The following is a 17,224-nucleotide window of genomic DNA, read 5'->3' as shown; positions in this document are numbered from 1 at the left end:
GGATTAATAATCTACGCCCCAATTGACGTAAATACGACCAGCTTCAAGATCAACACGTTGTACTACATCTTTATGCCAAGGAATCATGCGTTCTTCTGAATCAACGCTGTCTGGGGTAGCATGTACTACCATCACATCATTAGCTCCAGTTTCAAACAACTCATGAATTTTACCTAAGTTTACTTCCTGCTCTTCATCATTCAGACCAAACACTGTTAAGCCTTTTAAATCTGACCAGTAGTACTCATCTACATCTGCTTTTGGCAGTTGAGACTTAGCAATCCAGATATTAGCGCCAACCAAGTTTTCTGCTCCAGTGCGATCACTCACACCTTTCAAAGCAACAACTAAGCCTTTGCCATGTGGTTTCCAACGTTTTACATCTATTGTTTGCCAACCGGCCTTGGTCTCAATGTACCAAGGCAGGTAGTCAAACATGTTGCTCATAGGTTCTGTATTTGAATACACCCAGAGCCACCCATTCAATCCATAAGCTGAACGTAACTGTCCAATCTGAATACGATCTTCGGGAACATTCTGTGTTGATGTCATGGGCTACCTACTACAAAAAATTATGCAGTAGCTTTTTTAGCTTGAGCAGCTAAAGAAGCAACACGTTCAGAAGGTTGAGCACCTTGAGAAACCCAGTGAGCAAAACGGTCTGCGTCTAAACGAAGTTTTTCTGCTTGACCTTGTGCAGTCGGGTTAAAGAAACCGATACGCTCGATGAAACGACCATCACGTGCATTGCGGCTGTCAGTCACAACGATTTGATAGAATGGACGTTTTTTTGCGCCGCCACGTGCTAAACGAATAACAACCATGATAAAAGCCTTATAATTCTTACGGATTATCCCTGCGCCGACCATCGGCAACACTTCAAACCCCTTTCATAGAGGGCGACATTCTACGTGATTTTCGCCCTGAAAGAAAGATTATTTTTTGAGTTATCCGCAGTTTTGAATTTAAAATTACTGTAGCCAATTTGATGCGGCAGATAACACACAATTCGCTGCACCTTTTGCCCAAAATTTTTGTCCTTGATCATTAAGACAAATGATCCCATCACCAGCTTGAGAAGTATTAGCAATAGGCGTAGCAGTTAACACCCAGCTTGAATCAGTTATGTTGGCAAAAGCTAAGTTATATAAGGCTTGGCCTTGTTGAGGACTTACATTTGAGCCATAAATCGAAGTAATGGTAGCATTTGATGGGTAACGATTGTGAACCATTTTTTCTGATTCTAATGTTTGGGCAATATTCATCATTTCAGATTGAACAGCTGTACGATGCCCTTTACGTAAATATTGCAAATATGAAGGTGTCGCTATAGCTGCTAAAATTGCAATTATCGCTACTACAATCATGATTTCTATTAAAGTAAAACCATTCTTCATTGCCAATTCTCACTATTTGTTTCACATACATTGCAAGTGACTGTCCCACCACAGTCATTATCAACAGCCGTAGCTGTTAAACTTTGGCAACGCAAACCTGAATTTTTAGCAATAAAGTTAATGTTTCCTGGATCTGTAGTTGTCGCTTTAATGACCCATGTCTGCCCATTTGCAGCACCATTTGTCAATAAATTTCCTGTCGTCGTATCATCACTAATTGCAATCGTATAACCACCCTGTGGCAACGTTACAGATGTGGTCGTAAATCCTCTATAGGTAAAGTTCTTGGATTTATGCTGTTCCAATTGTTCCGCCAATTTTAGAATTTCACCTTTGGCAGCAGAAGCAGTCGCTCTACGGCTATAACTTTGATATGAAGGGATAGCAATCGAAGCAAAAATAGCGACAATCACGATGACAACCATGAGCTCAATCAAGGTAAAACCCTGATTGAACCGTAAAATGTAGTACTTATTCATAAGTCATCCCTTCTAGCGATAACGCTCATACCAACGCGTAGGAACTAAATGACTCGTACATTGCCACTGTCCCGTCCCTTGCTCATTACCAGACAGCTTTAATTTCCCACAACTATTTGTCGCAGGTGGGTTATCCTCCGTTGGTACAAATGTTACGCTACGAATACCTGCACCTATGACGTTTATATTACATTCAGAGGCCCCTGCTGGGCAGTTACTACCCGTTTGTGTTTTAAATCCATTGCCATTCTCTTTATTCTGATCAATTGATCCATCAGAGTTAAGACAGGCGCCAAATGGTAGGCAGTAAGTCTGCTGGTCCGTTTCCCCTACTACCCGTGGTAAACATGGGTCTGCCGCTACAATACCTGTTCCCTGCGGGTCATAAACAGGCACAATTAAAGTCCCCGTAACGGCCATAGGCTCTTCAAAAGCTTTTAGTCCACCTTTAATACGGAAACTATTATTAGCTTTCTCTGTGCCATCGCTCATACTAGAAAGTGAGCGATACCAACCACCTTGCCCCGTCCCACTGTTTGGGAAGAAAATTTGGGCTACTCGTGTTTCTCCAGATCTTAAAATTTGTGGATTTTTTCTAAGAGCTGATCGAGTAATATCTTTTGTTTCAAGTTGGCTATCAGTTAAAGACATCAAATTCTTTTTGATAAAGTCTTTATCAATAATTCCATAGACATTGTTTACAGGTCTTCCGCTTAATGCCGAGCTAGGTGACATTCCCTCACGTCCCGTAAGTGGATAAACATCTAACGGTGTACTGCGGTCACCTGAAGCAATACCTACAGTAATAAAAGTACGGATACCATAATCATGTATAGTGACTGTAGGCGGTTCATAAAACCGTGGTGCATTCCCATTTGTATAATCGTTCGAAGCATCATAATTTGAGTCATTCGTCGCTAAATTGGCTAATCGAACAACTCTAATACCGAAACTGCTATAAGTTGAATTTGTTTTTGTCTGGTTATTATTAAGATCGATACGGAAAATTTGCCCACCTAAATCGCCAAAATATAAATGGTCGACTAAACCATCAGCATCTCGATCTAAAGTACTAATGCGACTAACAATACTGTGCTTCATATTAGAGTTATCTATATTTGAGCCTGTATCACTAGTCCACCATAAGCGCTCCCCAGTTTTAGCATCAATAATATAAACAGCATTCCCTTTTGCTTTTCCATTCGTAAAGCAAGAGTTGCTCAAGGTAATATTCGGGTTTTCATAACATTGGTCATAGCCACCACCAACAATCATGACGCGTTTAATAACCCCGTTATAACGTATATTTGCAAGTACAGGTTTAGACCAACTCTGCCCCATACGACTATAATCAGTTTGATCAGCTCCCACTCTAAATAGAAGCTTAGGTGAAGCAGGATTTAAGACATTTAAGCCATAATAGCTGCTGCCCCCCATTCGCATGCCACCATAAATATTCATTTGCTTTGCAGTTACTTTTGATACTGCTGAGCTACCGCTTCCCGTTGTAGTAATACTATATGCAGGATCAGATACCCAAGCCCCATCCATACCGTGAGCAGGAGCTGTAGTATCACTTTGCCCAACAACTAAAGCTCTTGATGCAACTGGATCATTTAATATATCAGCAGGGACGAAAGCCATTTGTTCTACACCAGTTGAGGCATCCACAATATGCAGACCACCTTCCATCGTTCCATAGAGAATGGATTGTTCACGCGCAGATGTTAAATTCCCATTTTCATCTAATGTTCCATTATAGGTAAGCTGTACTGGTAAAGAATGAATACTACCACCCATCGATAAATATGGTGCATTCGATGTAACTAATGACGAAGGTAAAGTCGTAGCGCTAATATCAGTTGAGTAACCTAGATAATTTAATATTTTTAATTTCAAGCTAATAGGGAAAGTTTTTAAAATATCTTGTCCAGTTGAAGCATCAAATTTTCCTAATATATAACTTGCTGTATTACTTGCGCTATCAAAAGGATTAGCTCCAGTAGCAGGAGCAGCAGGAATTCTTAGTAAATTAGTTCCAGAAGTCGATATTTTCGTTAAGCTACCATCCGCTGCAACAGCGGAAACATCAGTAAATAAGTTGCGGATTTTAGTTTGTACTGCGTAATAATATTTTGTGATATTTCCTTCTTCATCACGTGTTTCATTTTGTCCAGCAATTGGTAAAGGAACTTTTGCATACGAACCACCTAAAAAGACTTTTCCGCCATCATTGTAATTCGAGCTATTCCAGTAATCTTTTGTATCTGCTCTAAATGCACCATTTGCGTTGTAAACCAATCCACCCGTGTTAGCTTCAAAAGCCCCAGCATTTGTTCCTGATAAAACAACATGATATTTCTTTAGATTTCCTCTCCATGTTAAATACGTATTGGCAGGATTAGGCTCCAAAGCACGTAAATAACCATATTCTTGTAAATTTTTAGGATTTAAAGCATCGTAAGGAACAGAAATTGCACCTGTTGTTAAAGGTTCTAAAGGGACCTTATCTAAATTATTGATAAACGCAATAACGCTATTCGTTACCCCTTGAGCACTTTGGGTAGGAAAAAAACCACCGTTTCCATATCCTGGAGAGGCAACTGCATTGTTTGGTTGATTAGGTGAACAATTATCATCACTTTTACGGTTAGATTGGGTTCTTGAACTTAGACGACAGGCATTTTTCACATCTTCCGAACTCAAGCTAGAAAAATCACTACCAAAACCAACAAATGCTGTTTGAATAGAAACTCCAGCAGGGTTTTTTGTTTTATCAAATAGTCGTTTAGCAAACTCCCCCATACAAGCCCAACCAGAATCTGATGAAGTATTAGAAAGTCCCCCAGAGCAACTGAAATTTGCTCCCAGAGTGCTACCTAGGGCCGTCGACATTACTGTTGCCGAGCGTGTATCTGTTGTATTGTTCGGCTCACCATCTGATAAAAAGTAAATGCCCTGCCCATCACAACTTTGACGATTGGCCACTGCCGGTAAAGGAGATTGGTAAATGGCATCTAAGTTAGAAGCATTTCTATCTAAAACAATATTCGGATTGCTTGTCGTATCATTGGTTTTTGATTTTGGAATACCACTATCAGTGTTTGCTATAGCATAATTAAAAGTGGTGTAGTAATAAGTATAAGAATAACTTGAATCAGACGAAGTATTATAGGCTGTGGCCGTGGCTACACCTGGATTAGAGGTTGACCAGTTACTCCAATAGCTACTAGAGCGACAAGGTTGCCATAAATTTGCTGTATCAATTTGTGAATCGCGATAATTCGTACAATATGTATATTCTGTTCTATTATCAGATTTTCGTACACGTTTTATATAACTATCTTTGCGAATAAGGTAATTCGCCTCTGAATAAGTCGATGTACCCATCAAATAAGCAGCAGCTTCTGCATAAGCATGTGCTGAAGGTGTTGACCCACCAGCAGATAAATTTGCAACTGCCTGTTTTAATTTATAACGCTGAGACCCCACCGTATTTAAAGTACTTGCATCTCCTAAAGGAGCAGCAGCCACCAAAATTTGCCCACTTCGACTATCACCATTTGCAGAGAAATTACCTAAACCCACACGAGTATCATTTAAAACAGGATTATTGCTGGCTAAAAAAGCATTCATACCATTTTTAAGCATAGCCAAACGATTTTCGTTATAACTATTAGATGTCATACTCCCTGAAGTATCTAACATCATTACAATAGTTTTTTTACCAGCTGTAGGTGAAGCATAAATCTGTAAATCACTGGCCTGCGCAACAGAACTTGTCACTAGCCATGTAAAAGCAACCGAGCTCGAACAGATGGCATACCATAAATTATTTGGCTTAAAATTATTCAATTTTAGTTTCACGATATTCCCCGCTATGAACCTGGTGCCGCAATTTGAGTGAGCTTATTGGTATAGTTAAATTCTTGAACTTGAGTGCTAAAAGGTACGTTATGATTTGCCAAACACTCTGCTAAGGTTTGCTTCGCTGTTAATGTAGTATCAAAATTGTCACTAATTTTTGCTGAACTCGTACTTAAACAATCACTTTGTAAAGTCTCTATTGAGGTAGATGCATAGGCAGGTAGAAAAGCAGTTGTAATCACTCGAATACGTTGAGTAGACAGCATACTTTTAGGTAGTTGCGTACCTTCGGAGGTATTTGTTCCCCGCGGTAAATTTGAACCCGGAATATCATTAAGAGCATCTGTTGGAATACTGACAGCAACTTGGGTAACGACTGCTTGACGATTACTTCCATAGTCACTTGTTAAATCACAAAAACCCGCTACCCCGCCATCTTCGACGACTGCATTATTAGCACTTCCTGCCCGAAGTAAACTTGCGCCTCGAGTTTGAGCAAAATTTGTAGATGTAGAAACAGGCTTATAACAAAAGTTGTATTCTGCACCCGGATTACTTTCATGCTCTTTGAGCGCTGCACCAATCACATTAGTAATATTAGTCAGTGTATTAGGATTCATCTGCACAATGAGTTCCAAGGGCGTATCAGATGATTGAAAATTTAATTGACTAACTTGGCTATTCGTAGCAACTTTTAAAGAAACTATAGCCACTCTTATTGCTAAAACACCTACAGAAATAACAACCAACAAAATAATAAGCACAACTATAAGGGTTGCCCCTTTTTCTTTAGATTTACTTTGATGAATTAAATGGGTCATAGACTTTCCCCCATCGCATTACGTAGAGCAATTGTTACGTTATAAACACGGCGTAAGAATCGAGTTGTATTATCAGAAGCATGCACTGTTTGATCTAACATAAGAAAAGACTGGGCAGGATCTATTGCTCTGTTTTGAGCATTATTCGTGGAACGGGCTAGTACAGATATTTGTATTGAAAGAATTCGCGGTGCCATTACAGATGGTGTGGCATCTCGCGCAGCCTGTGCAGCAGCTCGATACTGGGGAATCGTATAGTAAGCAAAATTGCCAGCCGCATTTTTTGCACCAAATAACACATGAAAATGATCAATACGCGGTAATACGATTTGCCCGGCGTCACCCAAGCCAGTAATAGTGGTAGGTTGAGCTGTCGCGGCTGCAGCAGAGGGAGTATTTGCATCACATGCAAGTGCATAATCTTGTTGAGAACTACCATTACTATCAAGACGTAAAAAATAACGCTCTACAATTAAATCTCCTGCAAGTACATTCACACCCTCACAATTGGTCATAGAGGTAGGAGCAATAAATTGAATCGTCAACTGATCACTTTGCACAGCGGTGTCTGAACTGTTCTGTATATTTGAAAGGCCTTTCCAATGGTTGCTAACAGTACTTACGCTATCTCCAGCACCACGACTTAATAAAGCATCAGCAATATAAGTATTTGTTCCAACATTAGGTACAAAATTGACACTGTCATTATTAGTTGCTGTTGAGCCAGTTAATACAACGCCGCCCCAAGGGGTGATATCAGTTAATATCGGGTTGATTACATTTCCATAATTTAAAAGGCGTATATCACGTGCAATATATTCCAGACCGAAAATACCGCTATCTTGTATTTCAGCATTTGCTTTTTGTAGGTGGCTTGATAGAAGTCCACCAATAAATAATTGCGTCGCTGCAGCCACCAAAATCAGACCTAAAGCCAATGCAACCATAAGCTCAATTAATGTAAAGCCTCGTTGCTTCCCCGAAAAAAATGAGTGAGCCATCAATATGCCTCCATCATTAAACAATTTGAATTATTGGCATAAACGCCATTGGTACTCATACAACTCGATACATCCGCGGTAATGACTCCCCCATTTGTTGTAATTACTGGAGAAGTTTTCCCCCAGAAAATAAACAAACACTGCCTCTGCTGGGTCATTGTGCTTGTAACCCCAGGGCAATTTGTCATTGTGATTTTCATGCCAAGTTGATCAGCATTTTTTGCTGCTTGATATGCATCAAATTGAGCAAGTTGAGAAGGCGTACAAGTGGCATTAAAACACAACGTGGGAGTTATGGTTGTAGAGGAGTAATTGCTATAACTACGAACAAATGCAGGATATTGACTAGCTTGAGAACTATTTACGCGAATATTTTCCGCTAACCCTCTCATAATCATAATAGCTTGAGATTTACTTAGTGCTTCTGAAGAGGCGTCTATAGCCCGAACCTGCAAGGCAACATATCCTAAAACTCCTATTGCAAGTAAAATTAAGGCGACTAACACTTCTAATAAACCCACCCCGGCTTGAGTTTTTTGTTTGCCACCCAGCATTAGCATGTCTCCTCAGCTTTAAAAATTAATGTGCCAAGCTTTGTTAAAATAAGAATTTTCTTTGTATTTATTTTTGAATTACAAATAGATAAAAGTGTGTCTTGGGTGATATTACTTACAACTCCATTCGCATTAAAAGTTAAAGTCGTCGCTGTTAGTGAACTCTGCGTACCATTAGCAGCAATATTTTTGAGCTCAAGAGCATTATTGGCTGCAGCTTTCCAATTAAAAGATGTTGATGTATTTGAAGCTGTTGAATTCAGATTAATAGTTACATCTTGTCGACCAAGTATTGCTTGGCTTTTTGATTCAGACAAAGTATTGATTAAGTCTCGTTGATTTTCATCTAGTCGTTTACTTTCTAATAAATTCGACATAGACGGTGCGGCCATCATCGCAATGATGGTCATTACTATAATCGTCACCATAAGCTCAACCAAGGTGAACCCTTCTTGCGGAATAATTCCCCTCATCCCCAGAACCCCAAATAAACTTAAGAATTTTTTATTTATTATTTAAATTTTACGGTTTAGATTTACAAAACAAATACAAAGCAGATGAAGGGTATAAAAAAACAGATAACTGTCACATCAACAATTATCTGTTTACTATTTTAAAATCAGTATGTTAAATAAGTCACACTTTATGCTTGAGTCACATGAATACGTAATTCTTTAGGAAGACTAAAGGTTATGTTCTCTTCACGTCCATCTAATTCTTTAGGTGCTTGCGCGCCCCAATCTTGTAAACGTTGAATAACTTGCTTAATCAGAATTTCTGGTGCTGAAGCACCCGCTGTCACACCAATTTTACAAGTTTCATTGAACCATGACTGTTCTAACTGGTCAGCATTATCTACAAGATAAGCAGCTTTGCCCATACGCTCTGCAAGCTCGCGTAAACGATTTGAATTTGATGAATTAGGTGAGCCTACAACCAAGACCACATCACACTGTTCCGCCAAGTCACGTACAGCATCTTGTCTGTTTTGAGTAGCGTAGCAAATATCATCTTTACGCGGCCCCTGAATATGAGGGAATTTTGCACGCAAAGCATCAATAACTTTAGCCGTATCATCAATAGATAAAGTTGTTTGAGTTACAAATGCAAGTTTTTCAGGATGTCTAACTGCAAGCGCAGCAACATCAGCTTCATCTTCAACCAGATAAATCTCACCACCTTTCAATTTGTCATATTGGCCCATTGTTCCTTCAACTTCTGGGTGCCCTTCATGACCAATTAAAATGGCTTCAGTACCTTCCCGTGCATATTTAGTCACTTCAATATGAACTTTGGTAACTAAAGGACAAGTTGCATCAAATACTTTTAAACCTCGGCGCTCCGCTTCTTGCTGAACAGCTTTTGAAACACCGTGAGCACTAAAAATGACAATTGAGTCATCCGGAACCTGATCTAGTTCATCAACAAAAACTGCCCCTCTTTGACGTAAGTCATCAACAACAAATTTATTGTGTACAACCTCATGACGTACATAAATAGGAGGGTTAAAACATTCTAAAGCCCGATTGACGATTGCTATGGCTCGATCAACACCGGCACAAAAACCACGCGGATTAGCTAACACAATTTCCATAACAGCCTCAAAATTAATAAAACAGGGGAATTTCTCTTGAATATTTGCAATTAAAACTATTCAGTTTAAACGCACGGTACACTACAATAGCGAAGATATTTTATCATATCAGGAAAAATATCATGTCGGGTCTATTGTTTGTCGTTTCTGCTGCATCAGGAACGGGCAAAACATCTTTGGTGAAAGCCCTGCTTGACCGTGTGAGCAATTTACATGTTTCAGTCTCACATACTACCCGAGGTCAACGTCCCGGTGAATTAGATGGTGTTCACTATCACTTCACTACAAAAGATGAATTTCTAGACCAAGTCAACCATGACGGTTTTATTGAATACGCTGAAGTATTTGGTAATTACTATGGCACTTCTCAAGCAACTGTAAAACAACAGTTAGCTCAAGGACACGATGTTCTACTTGAAATTGATTGGCAAGGTGCAGAGCAAGTTCGCAAACTTTTTCCTGAATCCAAGCAAATATTTATTTTACCGCCAACACAGTTTGACCTTCGTCAGCGTTTATCTAACCGCGGCACAGACTCAGTTGAAGTCATTGAACATCGTTTAAGCTGTGCAGTTGAAGATATGCAGCATTACACGAACTTTGATTACATCATTATTAATGATGACTTTAATAAAGCCTTACATGAGATTGAAGCTGTGATTACAGCAAACCGTCTAGTACTATCTCAGCAAGCGAAACGTTATCAAACATTAATTCAAGACTTGATTACTCCTCAACCAAAACAGGAATAACTTGAGTCTAGATCGAAAGCCTTTTATACTGTTTAGTCTGTTCAAATTCACCATTCCAAAACGAGAACTTTTATGGCACGCGTCACCGTTGAAGATTGTTTAGATCATGTAGACAACCGTTTTGAGCTTGTGCTCGTTGCAAGTAAACGTGCTCGTCAATTGGCACGTCAAGGCATGGAGCCAACTGTAGAATGGGATAACGACAAACCGACTGTAGTTTCTTTGCGCGAAATCGCGGCAGGGCACGTTACGAAAGAAATTCTTAAGCAACGTGAACAAGATTATCAAACTTCTAGTCTTGATCTTGCTCTTTCTACAAACAGCTTGAATTTAGAAGGTTTTTCTTTCTAATTAATTCTGTTTCATAAAAAAACCATCGTTTTTCTGCGGTGGTTTTTTATTTGGCTTTGTCTTGAATTTAAAGATATTGAAAAAAGCAATTATTTTCATTGAAAAAAAAATACACTTTTTCAAATGAAAAAATTGACAAGTTCCGCAATATGCTTTTCATTAAGAAGTAGATAGATTTAGTTTTTCAGTATTAGGAAAAAGGGTGATTTATGCCAGGCGAAGAGGTCAGCCAAGCCAAGCAACAGCTTAAATTGATTATCGACCCTTACTTATCGGTAAGTGAAGTCGAGAAAGTGCTTGCTGCCTGTGATTTTGCCGATCTAGCGCATACTGGCATTACACGTAAAAGTGGTGAACCCTACATTCTGCATCCAATTGCTGTCAGCTGTATTCTTGCGAACATGCGTTTAGATGCTGAAACCTTAATGGCAGCTCTTTTGCATGATGTTATTGAAGATACTCAATATACAAAAGAAGATATTACTGAAAAATTTGGCCTGACAGTTGCCGAGCTGGTTGACGGTGTAACCAAACTTAGCCAATCCAGTGATAAAGAATATAACAAGGCCGCCTCATTCCGAAAAATCCTGCAAGCGACCCTACAGGACCCACGTGTCATTATTATTAAATTAGCTGACCGCTATCATAATATGACTACTCTAGGTGCTTTGCGTCCAGATAAACGCGCTCGTATTGCTCAAGAAACTCTTGATATCTTTGTGCCAATGGCAAGATTAGTCGGCATGAATGAAATGGGTGATAATCTAGAAAATCTTTGTTATCAAAATCTTGATCTTGATATGTTTGATAACGTGCAAAATGCACTACGTCTAACCAAACCAGAGCGATGTAAATATCAAAGCATCTGGGAACAAAACCTCGCTGAACTTCTTCATAATTATCATATTCAAGGCCGCATTAAAAAGAAAAACAACAATATCGAATTATTACGCCATTTCGTTAAAAATGAGATGGATTTACAAGAACTTACCCACAGCCATGCTTTTGAAATCGTTTTACAATCAATTGCCGACTGTGATCGCCTAGTTGATGCTTTAAGAGAAAACTTTCAGGTCATTCAATATCAGGACCATATCCGTCGTCCGCTACCAGGTGGCAACCAGTCTTTATTAATTAAGCTCAAAGGCGAAAAAACCACACTCTCTCTTACTATTCAAACCGAGCTTATGCGTAAAGCTGCTCGTTTTGGGGTAGTGCTTGGTGAAAATGCACCGCAAACTTGTCGTTCAGCTATTCAGGCTTCAATGCAAAATCTGAATACTCTGATCGATGGAGAGTGTGCAAAAACAACCTTCAATGATTTGTTAGATTACTTGCATCAAGAAAAAATTTGGGTTTACACTCCACATGGTCAGCTCCACGAGTTACCACAAGGTGCTACCGTAGTTGATTTTGCTTATTCAGCCAGTTTATTTTTAGGTAACCATGCTGTTGGTGCAAAAGTAGATGGCGAGATTAAACCACTGTCGACACCATTAATTAGCGGTCAGGTTATTGAAGTTATTACGGATGTTTTAGCAACACCAAACCCAGACTGGTTAAGCTTTATTAACACGCAAAAAGCTCGCCGTGCCTTACAGCATGTCCTTAAAGATCAAGATATTGAAGAACAACGTTTAGTTGGTGCACAAGCACTTTCTCGAGCACTAAAACTCTTTAACCGTTCGATTAACGATCTCTCTGAAGCCGACTGGTTAGATTTACTTCAATGGCGCCACATCGATAATAAAAATACATTGTTTGAACAAATTGCAGTTGGCGACCTACTACCTCAACTTGTAGCTAATCACTTATTTGCTCATGACAAGCATCCACAAGTGGAAAATTCAGATCGACTCATTCAAAGCACTGAAGGTATCGACGTTAAATATGCGCATTGCTGTAATCCAGTTTTGGGCGACCCAATTCAAGGACATTTAACACGTCGTGGGTTAATTGTGCATCGTATCCGCTGCCATAACTTGCTACATGAACAACATCTACATCCTGAAAATATCATGCCGCTTCAATGGAAAGCAGATGATGTAGACGATGTTCGTTTTACAGCCTACCTCGCTATAGAAATGGCAATGAATGATGAGCAGGTATCTGACCTGATCTATCAATGTCGTAAAAATAATGCAGGGGTAGAAATGGTTCACTCAAATGAGCAAAGAACTTTTGTTAATATTGTGGTGAATAACCGTAAACATATTGCAAAAGTCATCCGTGACTTACGTATGCATTATGGTTTTCCACGTATTGAGCGTTTAGATGCGCCTAATCCACAGATGGAAATTTCAAAAGTAAGCTAAGTCTTTACAAGGGCTATTGGTCAGATTTATGTTTCTTTAACAAAATCAAACTTTCCAAATCCACTTAATCAATTAAATCGATGATACTTTTGTCCAAAGCGATCATCGATTATGATGAAATGAGATTTAATCAAGGAGAACCAAATGTCCCGCCAAGTAATTCATACTGAAAATGCCCCTGCTGCTATCGGCACATACTCTCAAGCCATTTTAGTAGATAATACATTATATCTTTCAGGGCAAATTGGTTTAGACCCATACAGTATGGAACTTGTAGAAGGTATTGAAGCTCAAATTCGCCGTGTATTTGATAATTTAAAAGCAGTTTGTGAAGCTGCCGGCGGTTCTCTAGCAGACATTGCCAAGCTCAATATTTTTCTAACTGATTTATCAAACTTCCAACTTGTAAACCAAATTATGGGTGAATATTTTGCGCAACCCTATCCTGCACGTGCAGCACTTGGTGTAGCAAGTTTACCAAAAGGTGCTTTAGTTGAAATGGATGGTATTGTGGTTATTAATCAATAAGATATTGAAATAAATTAAATATTTTCCGTTAAATTTTTAACTCTAAATCATGAACCACCTTTGTATAAAATCTGAACATAACTCAGATTTCCGCTCAGGTGGTATTTTTTTATCCAAATTCCCAATAATAATAAATGAGATTTTAAATGAATTTCATTGACAAACGATAATAATTATCAATAATATCAATTATCGCATTTATATTTGGGGATCACTCCCATGTACGTTTGCTTGTGTCGTGGCATTACCGATCAAGATATTAAAGACGCTGTTGAAAATGGCGTAGAAAGCTATCGCGAAATTCGTGATTTGCTTGATCTTGGTACTTGCTGTGGACGCTGTGCACCAGAAGCACGTGCTATTATTAATGAAGAATTAGCAGAAATCGCTGCTCGTATTTCTGTAGCTGCGTAAAAGATTTATAAAAATTTAATAGTATTTATTAGCTCCTCCACCGCTTTTTGCGGAACGTTAATAGTTCCTCATTCAAGCGGTTTTTTTTGGTTGGAAACTCTCCTTTCCTAATATTGTGTTGTTTTTGATTGCGATTTTCATTTGCTGTTCTATAAATTACTCGCCATATTAGTGTTTGTTCACTAGAATGGTTTTATAGATTGCCTTAATTGAATTAAGGCAGAAATTGTTTTGGAGTAGCTACAATGAAAGGCAATCGTGATGTCATTAATCAGCTCAACCAAGTGCTGTATCATCATCTAACTGCAATTAATCAATACTTTTTGCATTCACGCATGTTTAATGATTGGGGAATTGAGCAACTTGGCTCTGCTGAATATAAAGAATCCATTCGCCAAATGAAGCATGCAGACAAAATTATTGAACGTATTTTATTCTTGGAAGGTTTACCTAATCTTCAGCACTTAGGCAAACTTTATATTGGTCAACATACAGAAGAAGTTCTGCAATGTGACATTCGTAAAGTGAAAGAAAATATAGAAGCGATTCAAAAAGCAGTTGCACTCGCTGAAACAGAACAAGACTATGTGACGCGTGATCTTGTTCAAGAAATTTTAGAAAAAGAAGAAGAATATTGGGACTGGTTAGATACTCAGATTGACCTTATCGGCAGCGTTGGTATTGAAAATTACATCCAGAGTCAAATGTAGTTTCTCATAAAAAATCCCCTTGAATACAAGGGGATTTTTTATTACTTTTCTTTTAATAACTCTGGTAGCGTTATTTTTTGCTTATAGAGATGCTTTAAAATTAATAATTGCTGCTCTGCTTGCTCTGGTTTTCCATTATAAGCCAGCAATTTTGCATTTTTACGTAAATTATATGGAGTTGCTTTATTCTTTACCGAGTTTCCCCACTGGACTAGCTCAGCTTCAGATAATTTAGTTTTTGGATTAAGTTCAATCCATTTTAAACGCTCTTCAAACTGCGTTAAAACAAAAATTTTACTGCTCCCCATGAACTCTGCATTTGGCTTTTTATTCTTATACAGTAAATTACTATTTAGAACATACACATTGTAATCACGTAAAATCGCAATAATAAGCAGTAAACTAATTATCCATATTAAGCGAAAAAGTTGCTTATTAAGTACAACTCCCTTGAGTACTGGAGTCTGCGCCTGAACAATACCGAGCAAGAAACCACAAGTAAGCAAGAAATAAGCATAGCGCTGTGGGAACTCGAACATGGCATGAATAAACACCGCACACACCATCATAATCGCTATAATTGAGATGGTTTCTTTAGCCTGTTGATTTAACCAAAGGAACCAACACGCAAAGTAAGCAATAATTACAGCTGCTAATGGAATACCATTCCAAACAATTAAATCAAGCAGTACATTATGGGCACTATTAAACCATACATGTACAGTTCCATATTGAATACTATCTACTACAGCAACACTAGTTTGACTCCATCCATACCCTGCCCATGGCTGCTGAGCTATAGCATGTAATATTTGTATCCACATACCTACACGTTCATGCCCCGAACCTGCTCGAGCAACAAACGTTCTTGTTTCAGTAATCTGTGTATTTGTAGAGAATTCAATGAATTGAGTAATATACGGTAAGATTAATCCAGCAATTAAAAAAAATGTTAAGCACCATAAGAAGCCTTGAGCAAATCCAAATCTTTTTTGCTTTCTAAACAGCTTGATCCCCCAATAGATGAGTAAAAATGGAAAAACTATCCATGAAGTTCTTGATTGACTCAATGCGACTGTAAATAAAATAATGAGGGCTGAAGGTAGTAACAACCATATTGTTACTTTATTTTTTTCATATAAATATAAACACCCTAATAATCCAATAATTAAAAAGGTTGCCATATTATTAGGTTGACCAAAATTACCGTAAGGACGATTACCCAGCAACTTAAGCACATAAGGAATATGAGACTCGATATTCAACCATTGGCAAATTGCAATAAAGCTAGTAATAAGCGATACAATAATTACAAGTAGGCTAAAACCAGAAAAGATTTGATCTCGCTTTTGTTGATCTAAAGACAGGTTGTAACCAGCCAAGACCATAAACCAAAAACCTAATAAGTAAAATGAACTCAATAAGGCTGTGCTCAAATCAAAAACTAAACCAAAACCCCACTGCACTATTGGAATTAAAGTAAATGGCAGCAACAATAATTGCGCCCTAGGAATTTTAATATTTTGCTGAATTAGAGCGGCTAATACCCATAATCCAGCCCCAAAAGTACTCACTTCACTCGAAAACATGACCCAAGGGCTATAGTGAAATGGAGACAACCATGCAAAACCTAACAGGATTGCAGCGAAGAATAGGAAGAATACTTGCATAGTAAAAGGTTAGAGGTTAAAACTTGAAAGAATTATACATGCAAATAGAAAAAGAGAAGTTCTAACTAATTTATAAACTGCTAATACCGATAGAGGTAAATTTTAAAATAAAAAAACGCACCATGAGGTGCGTTTTTTTATTTTTATTATTAGTTAGTACTAGTTGTCGGGCAAGCTGAAGTAGCATATTTTTGCAACACGTTTGAAGAACAAGTCCATGTACCTGTACCAGCATTTCTTGTCCAAACGATGGTTTGGGTAGCAATCGCTTGAGCAGCACTATTACCTATTGTCGCAGTAATTGTTGAATCAGTTGTCGCGTTAGCACCAATTACTGCAACAGGAACACCTGTAACCCCAGAAGATACCCCATTAGTTCCATTTAAGCCACCTGTAGCAGCACCTGTTAAAATATTTGATCCAGTAGCGCCAAAGTCACATGCAGCCGTTGCTTTTCCATCAAGTATACATGTATCTAAAGCAGTTTTCAGACCTGCAGCTTCATCTACAGCTCTTGTTACTTGTGATTTCGCAATATAAGTTTGATATTGCGGAATCGCAATTGCCGCCAAAATACCGATAATCGCAACAACGATCATAAGTTCAATTAATGTAAAACCTTTTTGTGCATTCATAGCCTTTTCCCCAAAGATTGTATGTATGTTTTTATATAAGCTTTTTCAGCTCTCAACTATATAGCAGCAACCATGCCAACTTTTATTTTACTTATAAAACAAAAACTTATATTAATTTTTAAATTTGCTTAATCTA

Annotated in this window: 18 protein-coding genes and 1 pseudogene; 7 read left to right on the top strand and 12 right to left on the bottom strand. The window is 38.3% G+C overall.

Going from position 1 to position 17,224, the window contains the following annotated elements; translation table 11 throughout:
* Positions 1–3: 3 nt before the first annotated feature.
* The 10 genes from rimM to ispH all read right to left on the bottom strand — a co-directional run bounded on the left by rimM (position 4) and on the right by ispH (position 9,713).
* Positions 4–552 carry a ribosome maturation factor RimM gene (rimM, locus tag K6I41_RS01690; RefSeq protein WP_198307888.1) on the bottom strand — a complete coding sequence of 183 codons (549 nt, stop codon included), beginning with the start codon at positions 550–552 and terminating at the stop codon, positions 4–6.
* Between the two features lie 20 nt (positions 553–572).
* A complete protein-coding gene (gene rpsP, locus K6I41_RS01685) occupies positions 573–824 on the bottom strand; it encodes a 30S ribosomal protein S16 (RefSeq protein WP_000260334.1) in 252 nt (83 codons plus the stop codon).
* Positions 825–971: 147 nt separating this feature from the next.
* Positions 972–1,397, bottom strand: coding sequence for a type IV pilin protein (locus K6I41_RS01680; protein ID WP_250375096.1), 426 nt, complete (start codon positions 1,395–1,397; stop codon positions 972–974).
* Positions 1,394–1,876 (bottom strand): type IV pilin protein, encoded by a 483-nt coding sequence (locus K6I41_RS01675; RefSeq protein ID WP_111855056.1) that lies wholly within the window; start codon positions 1,874–1,876, stop codon positions 1,394–1,396. Before K6I41_RS01675 ends, K6I41_RS01680 begins: the two co-directional genes overlap by 4 nt.
* Positions 1,877–1,888: 12 nt before the next feature.
* A complete protein-coding gene (locus K6I41_RS01670; RefSeq protein ID WP_250375095.1) occupies positions 1,889–5,743 on the bottom strand; it encodes a PilC/PilY family type IV pilus protein in 3,855 nt (1,284 codons plus the stop codon).
* An 11-nt stretch (positions 5,744–5,754) separates the two neighbouring features.
* Positions 5,755–6,564: a PilX N-terminal domain-containing pilus assembly protein gene (locus K6I41_RS01665; protein WP_216070609.1), complete on the bottom strand. Its 810-nt coding sequence runs from the start codon at positions 6,562–6,564 to the stop codon at positions 5,755–5,757.
* Positions 6,561–7,565: a PilW family protein gene (locus K6I41_RS01660; RefSeq protein ID WP_250375094.1), complete on the bottom strand. Its 1,005-nt coding sequence runs from the start codon at positions 7,563–7,565 to the stop codon at positions 6,561–6,563. The genes K6I41_RS01665 and K6I41_RS01660 overlap by 4 nt, the downstream gene beginning before the upstream one ends.
* Positions 7,565–8,125: a type IV pilus modification protein PilV gene (gene pilV / locus K6I41_RS01655; RefSeq protein ID WP_250375093.1), complete on the bottom strand. Its 561-nt coding sequence runs from the start codon at positions 8,123–8,125 to the stop codon at positions 7,565–7,567. Before pilV ends, K6I41_RS01660 begins: the two co-directional genes overlap by 1 nt.
* Positions 8,119–8,592: a pilus assembly FimT family protein gene (locus tag K6I41_RS01650; protein WP_192454566.1), complete on the bottom strand. Its 474-nt coding sequence runs from the start codon at positions 8,590–8,592 to the stop codon at positions 8,119–8,121. The genes pilV and K6I41_RS01650 overlap by 7 nt, the downstream gene beginning before the upstream one ends.
* A gap of 170 nt (positions 8,593–8,762) precedes the next feature.
* Positions 8,763–9,713, bottom strand: coding sequence for a 4-hydroxy-3-methylbut-2-enyl diphosphate reductase (gene ispH / locus K6I41_RS01645; RefSeq protein ID WP_013196710.1), 951 nt, complete (start codon positions 9,711–9,713; stop codon positions 8,763–8,765).
* Positions 9,714–9,835: 122 nt separating this feature from the next.
* Between ispH and gmk the strand changes: the two genes are divergently transcribed.
* The 7 genes and pseudogenes from gmk (at position 9,836) to bfr (ending at position 14,783) form a co-directional block, all read left to right on the top strand.
* Complete coding sequence (gene gmk, locus K6I41_RS01640; RefSeq protein WP_004789787.1) at positions 9,836–10,465, top strand: guanylate kinase; 630 nt, start codon at positions 9,836–9,838, stop codon at positions 10,463–10,465.
* A 72-nt stretch (positions 10,466–10,537) separates the two neighbouring features.
* A complete protein-coding gene (gene rpoZ, locus K6I41_RS01635; protein ID WP_002116990.1) occupies positions 10,538–10,816 on the top strand; it encodes a DNA-directed RNA polymerase subunit omega in 279 nt (92 codons plus the stop codon).
* 80 nt (positions 10,817–10,896) lie between these two features.
* Positions 10,897–10,986 (top strand): annotated as a pseudogene (locus K6I41_RS01630) (hypothetical protein); the annotation flags it as partial.
* Between the two features lie 39 nt (positions 10,987–11,025).
* On the top strand, positions 11,026–13,131 hold the full coding sequence (locus K6I41_RS01625) for a RelA/SpoT family protein (RefSeq protein WP_005301002.1): 2,106 nt from the start codon (positions 11,026–11,028) through the stop codon (positions 13,129–13,131).
* A gap of 144 nt (positions 13,132–13,275) precedes the next feature.
* Entirely contained in the window at positions 13,276–13,659 is a 384-nt protein-coding gene (gene ridA / locus K6I41_RS01620) for a deaminase RidA (protein WP_004789789.1), read from the top strand.
* 219 nt (positions 13,660–13,878) lie between these two features.
* Entirely contained in the window at positions 13,879–14,073 is a 195-nt protein-coding gene (locus tag K6I41_RS01615) for a bacterioferritin-associated ferredoxin (protein WP_250375092.1), read from the top strand.
* A gap of 245 nt (positions 14,074–14,318) precedes the next feature.
* Entirely contained in the window at positions 14,319–14,783 is a 465-nt protein-coding gene (bfr, locus tag K6I41_RS01610; RefSeq protein ID WP_000678123.1) for a heteropolymeric bacterioferritin subunit Bfr, read from the top strand.
* A gap of 41 nt (positions 14,784–14,824) precedes the next feature.
* On the opposite strand, the gene K6I41_RS01605 is transcribed toward bfr, so the two are convergent.
* Both K6I41_RS01605 and K6I41_RS01600 read right to left on the bottom strand, forming a co-directional pair.
* On the bottom strand, positions 14,825–16,453 hold the full coding sequence (locus K6I41_RS01605) for a PglL family O-oligosaccharyltransferase (RefSeq protein ID WP_250375091.1): 1,629 nt from the start codon (positions 16,451–16,453) through the stop codon (positions 14,825–14,827).
* A 149-nt stretch (positions 16,454–16,602) separates the two neighbouring features.
* Complete coding sequence (locus K6I41_RS01600; protein ID WP_049837439.1) at positions 16,603–17,088, bottom strand: pilin; 486 nt, start codon at positions 17,086–17,088, stop codon at positions 16,603–16,605.
* Positions 17,089–17,224 lie beyond the last annotated feature (136 nt).

This window comes from Acinetobacter sp. AS23, assembly GCF_023612055.1.
Taxonomy (GTDB): domain Bacteria; phylum Pseudomonadota; class Gammaproteobacteria; order Pseudomonadales; family Moraxellaceae; genus Acinetobacter; species Acinetobacter oleivorans.
The sequence above is the reverse complement of the archived record's forward strand: the minus strand, read 5'-3'. Positions and strand labels throughout refer to the sequence as shown.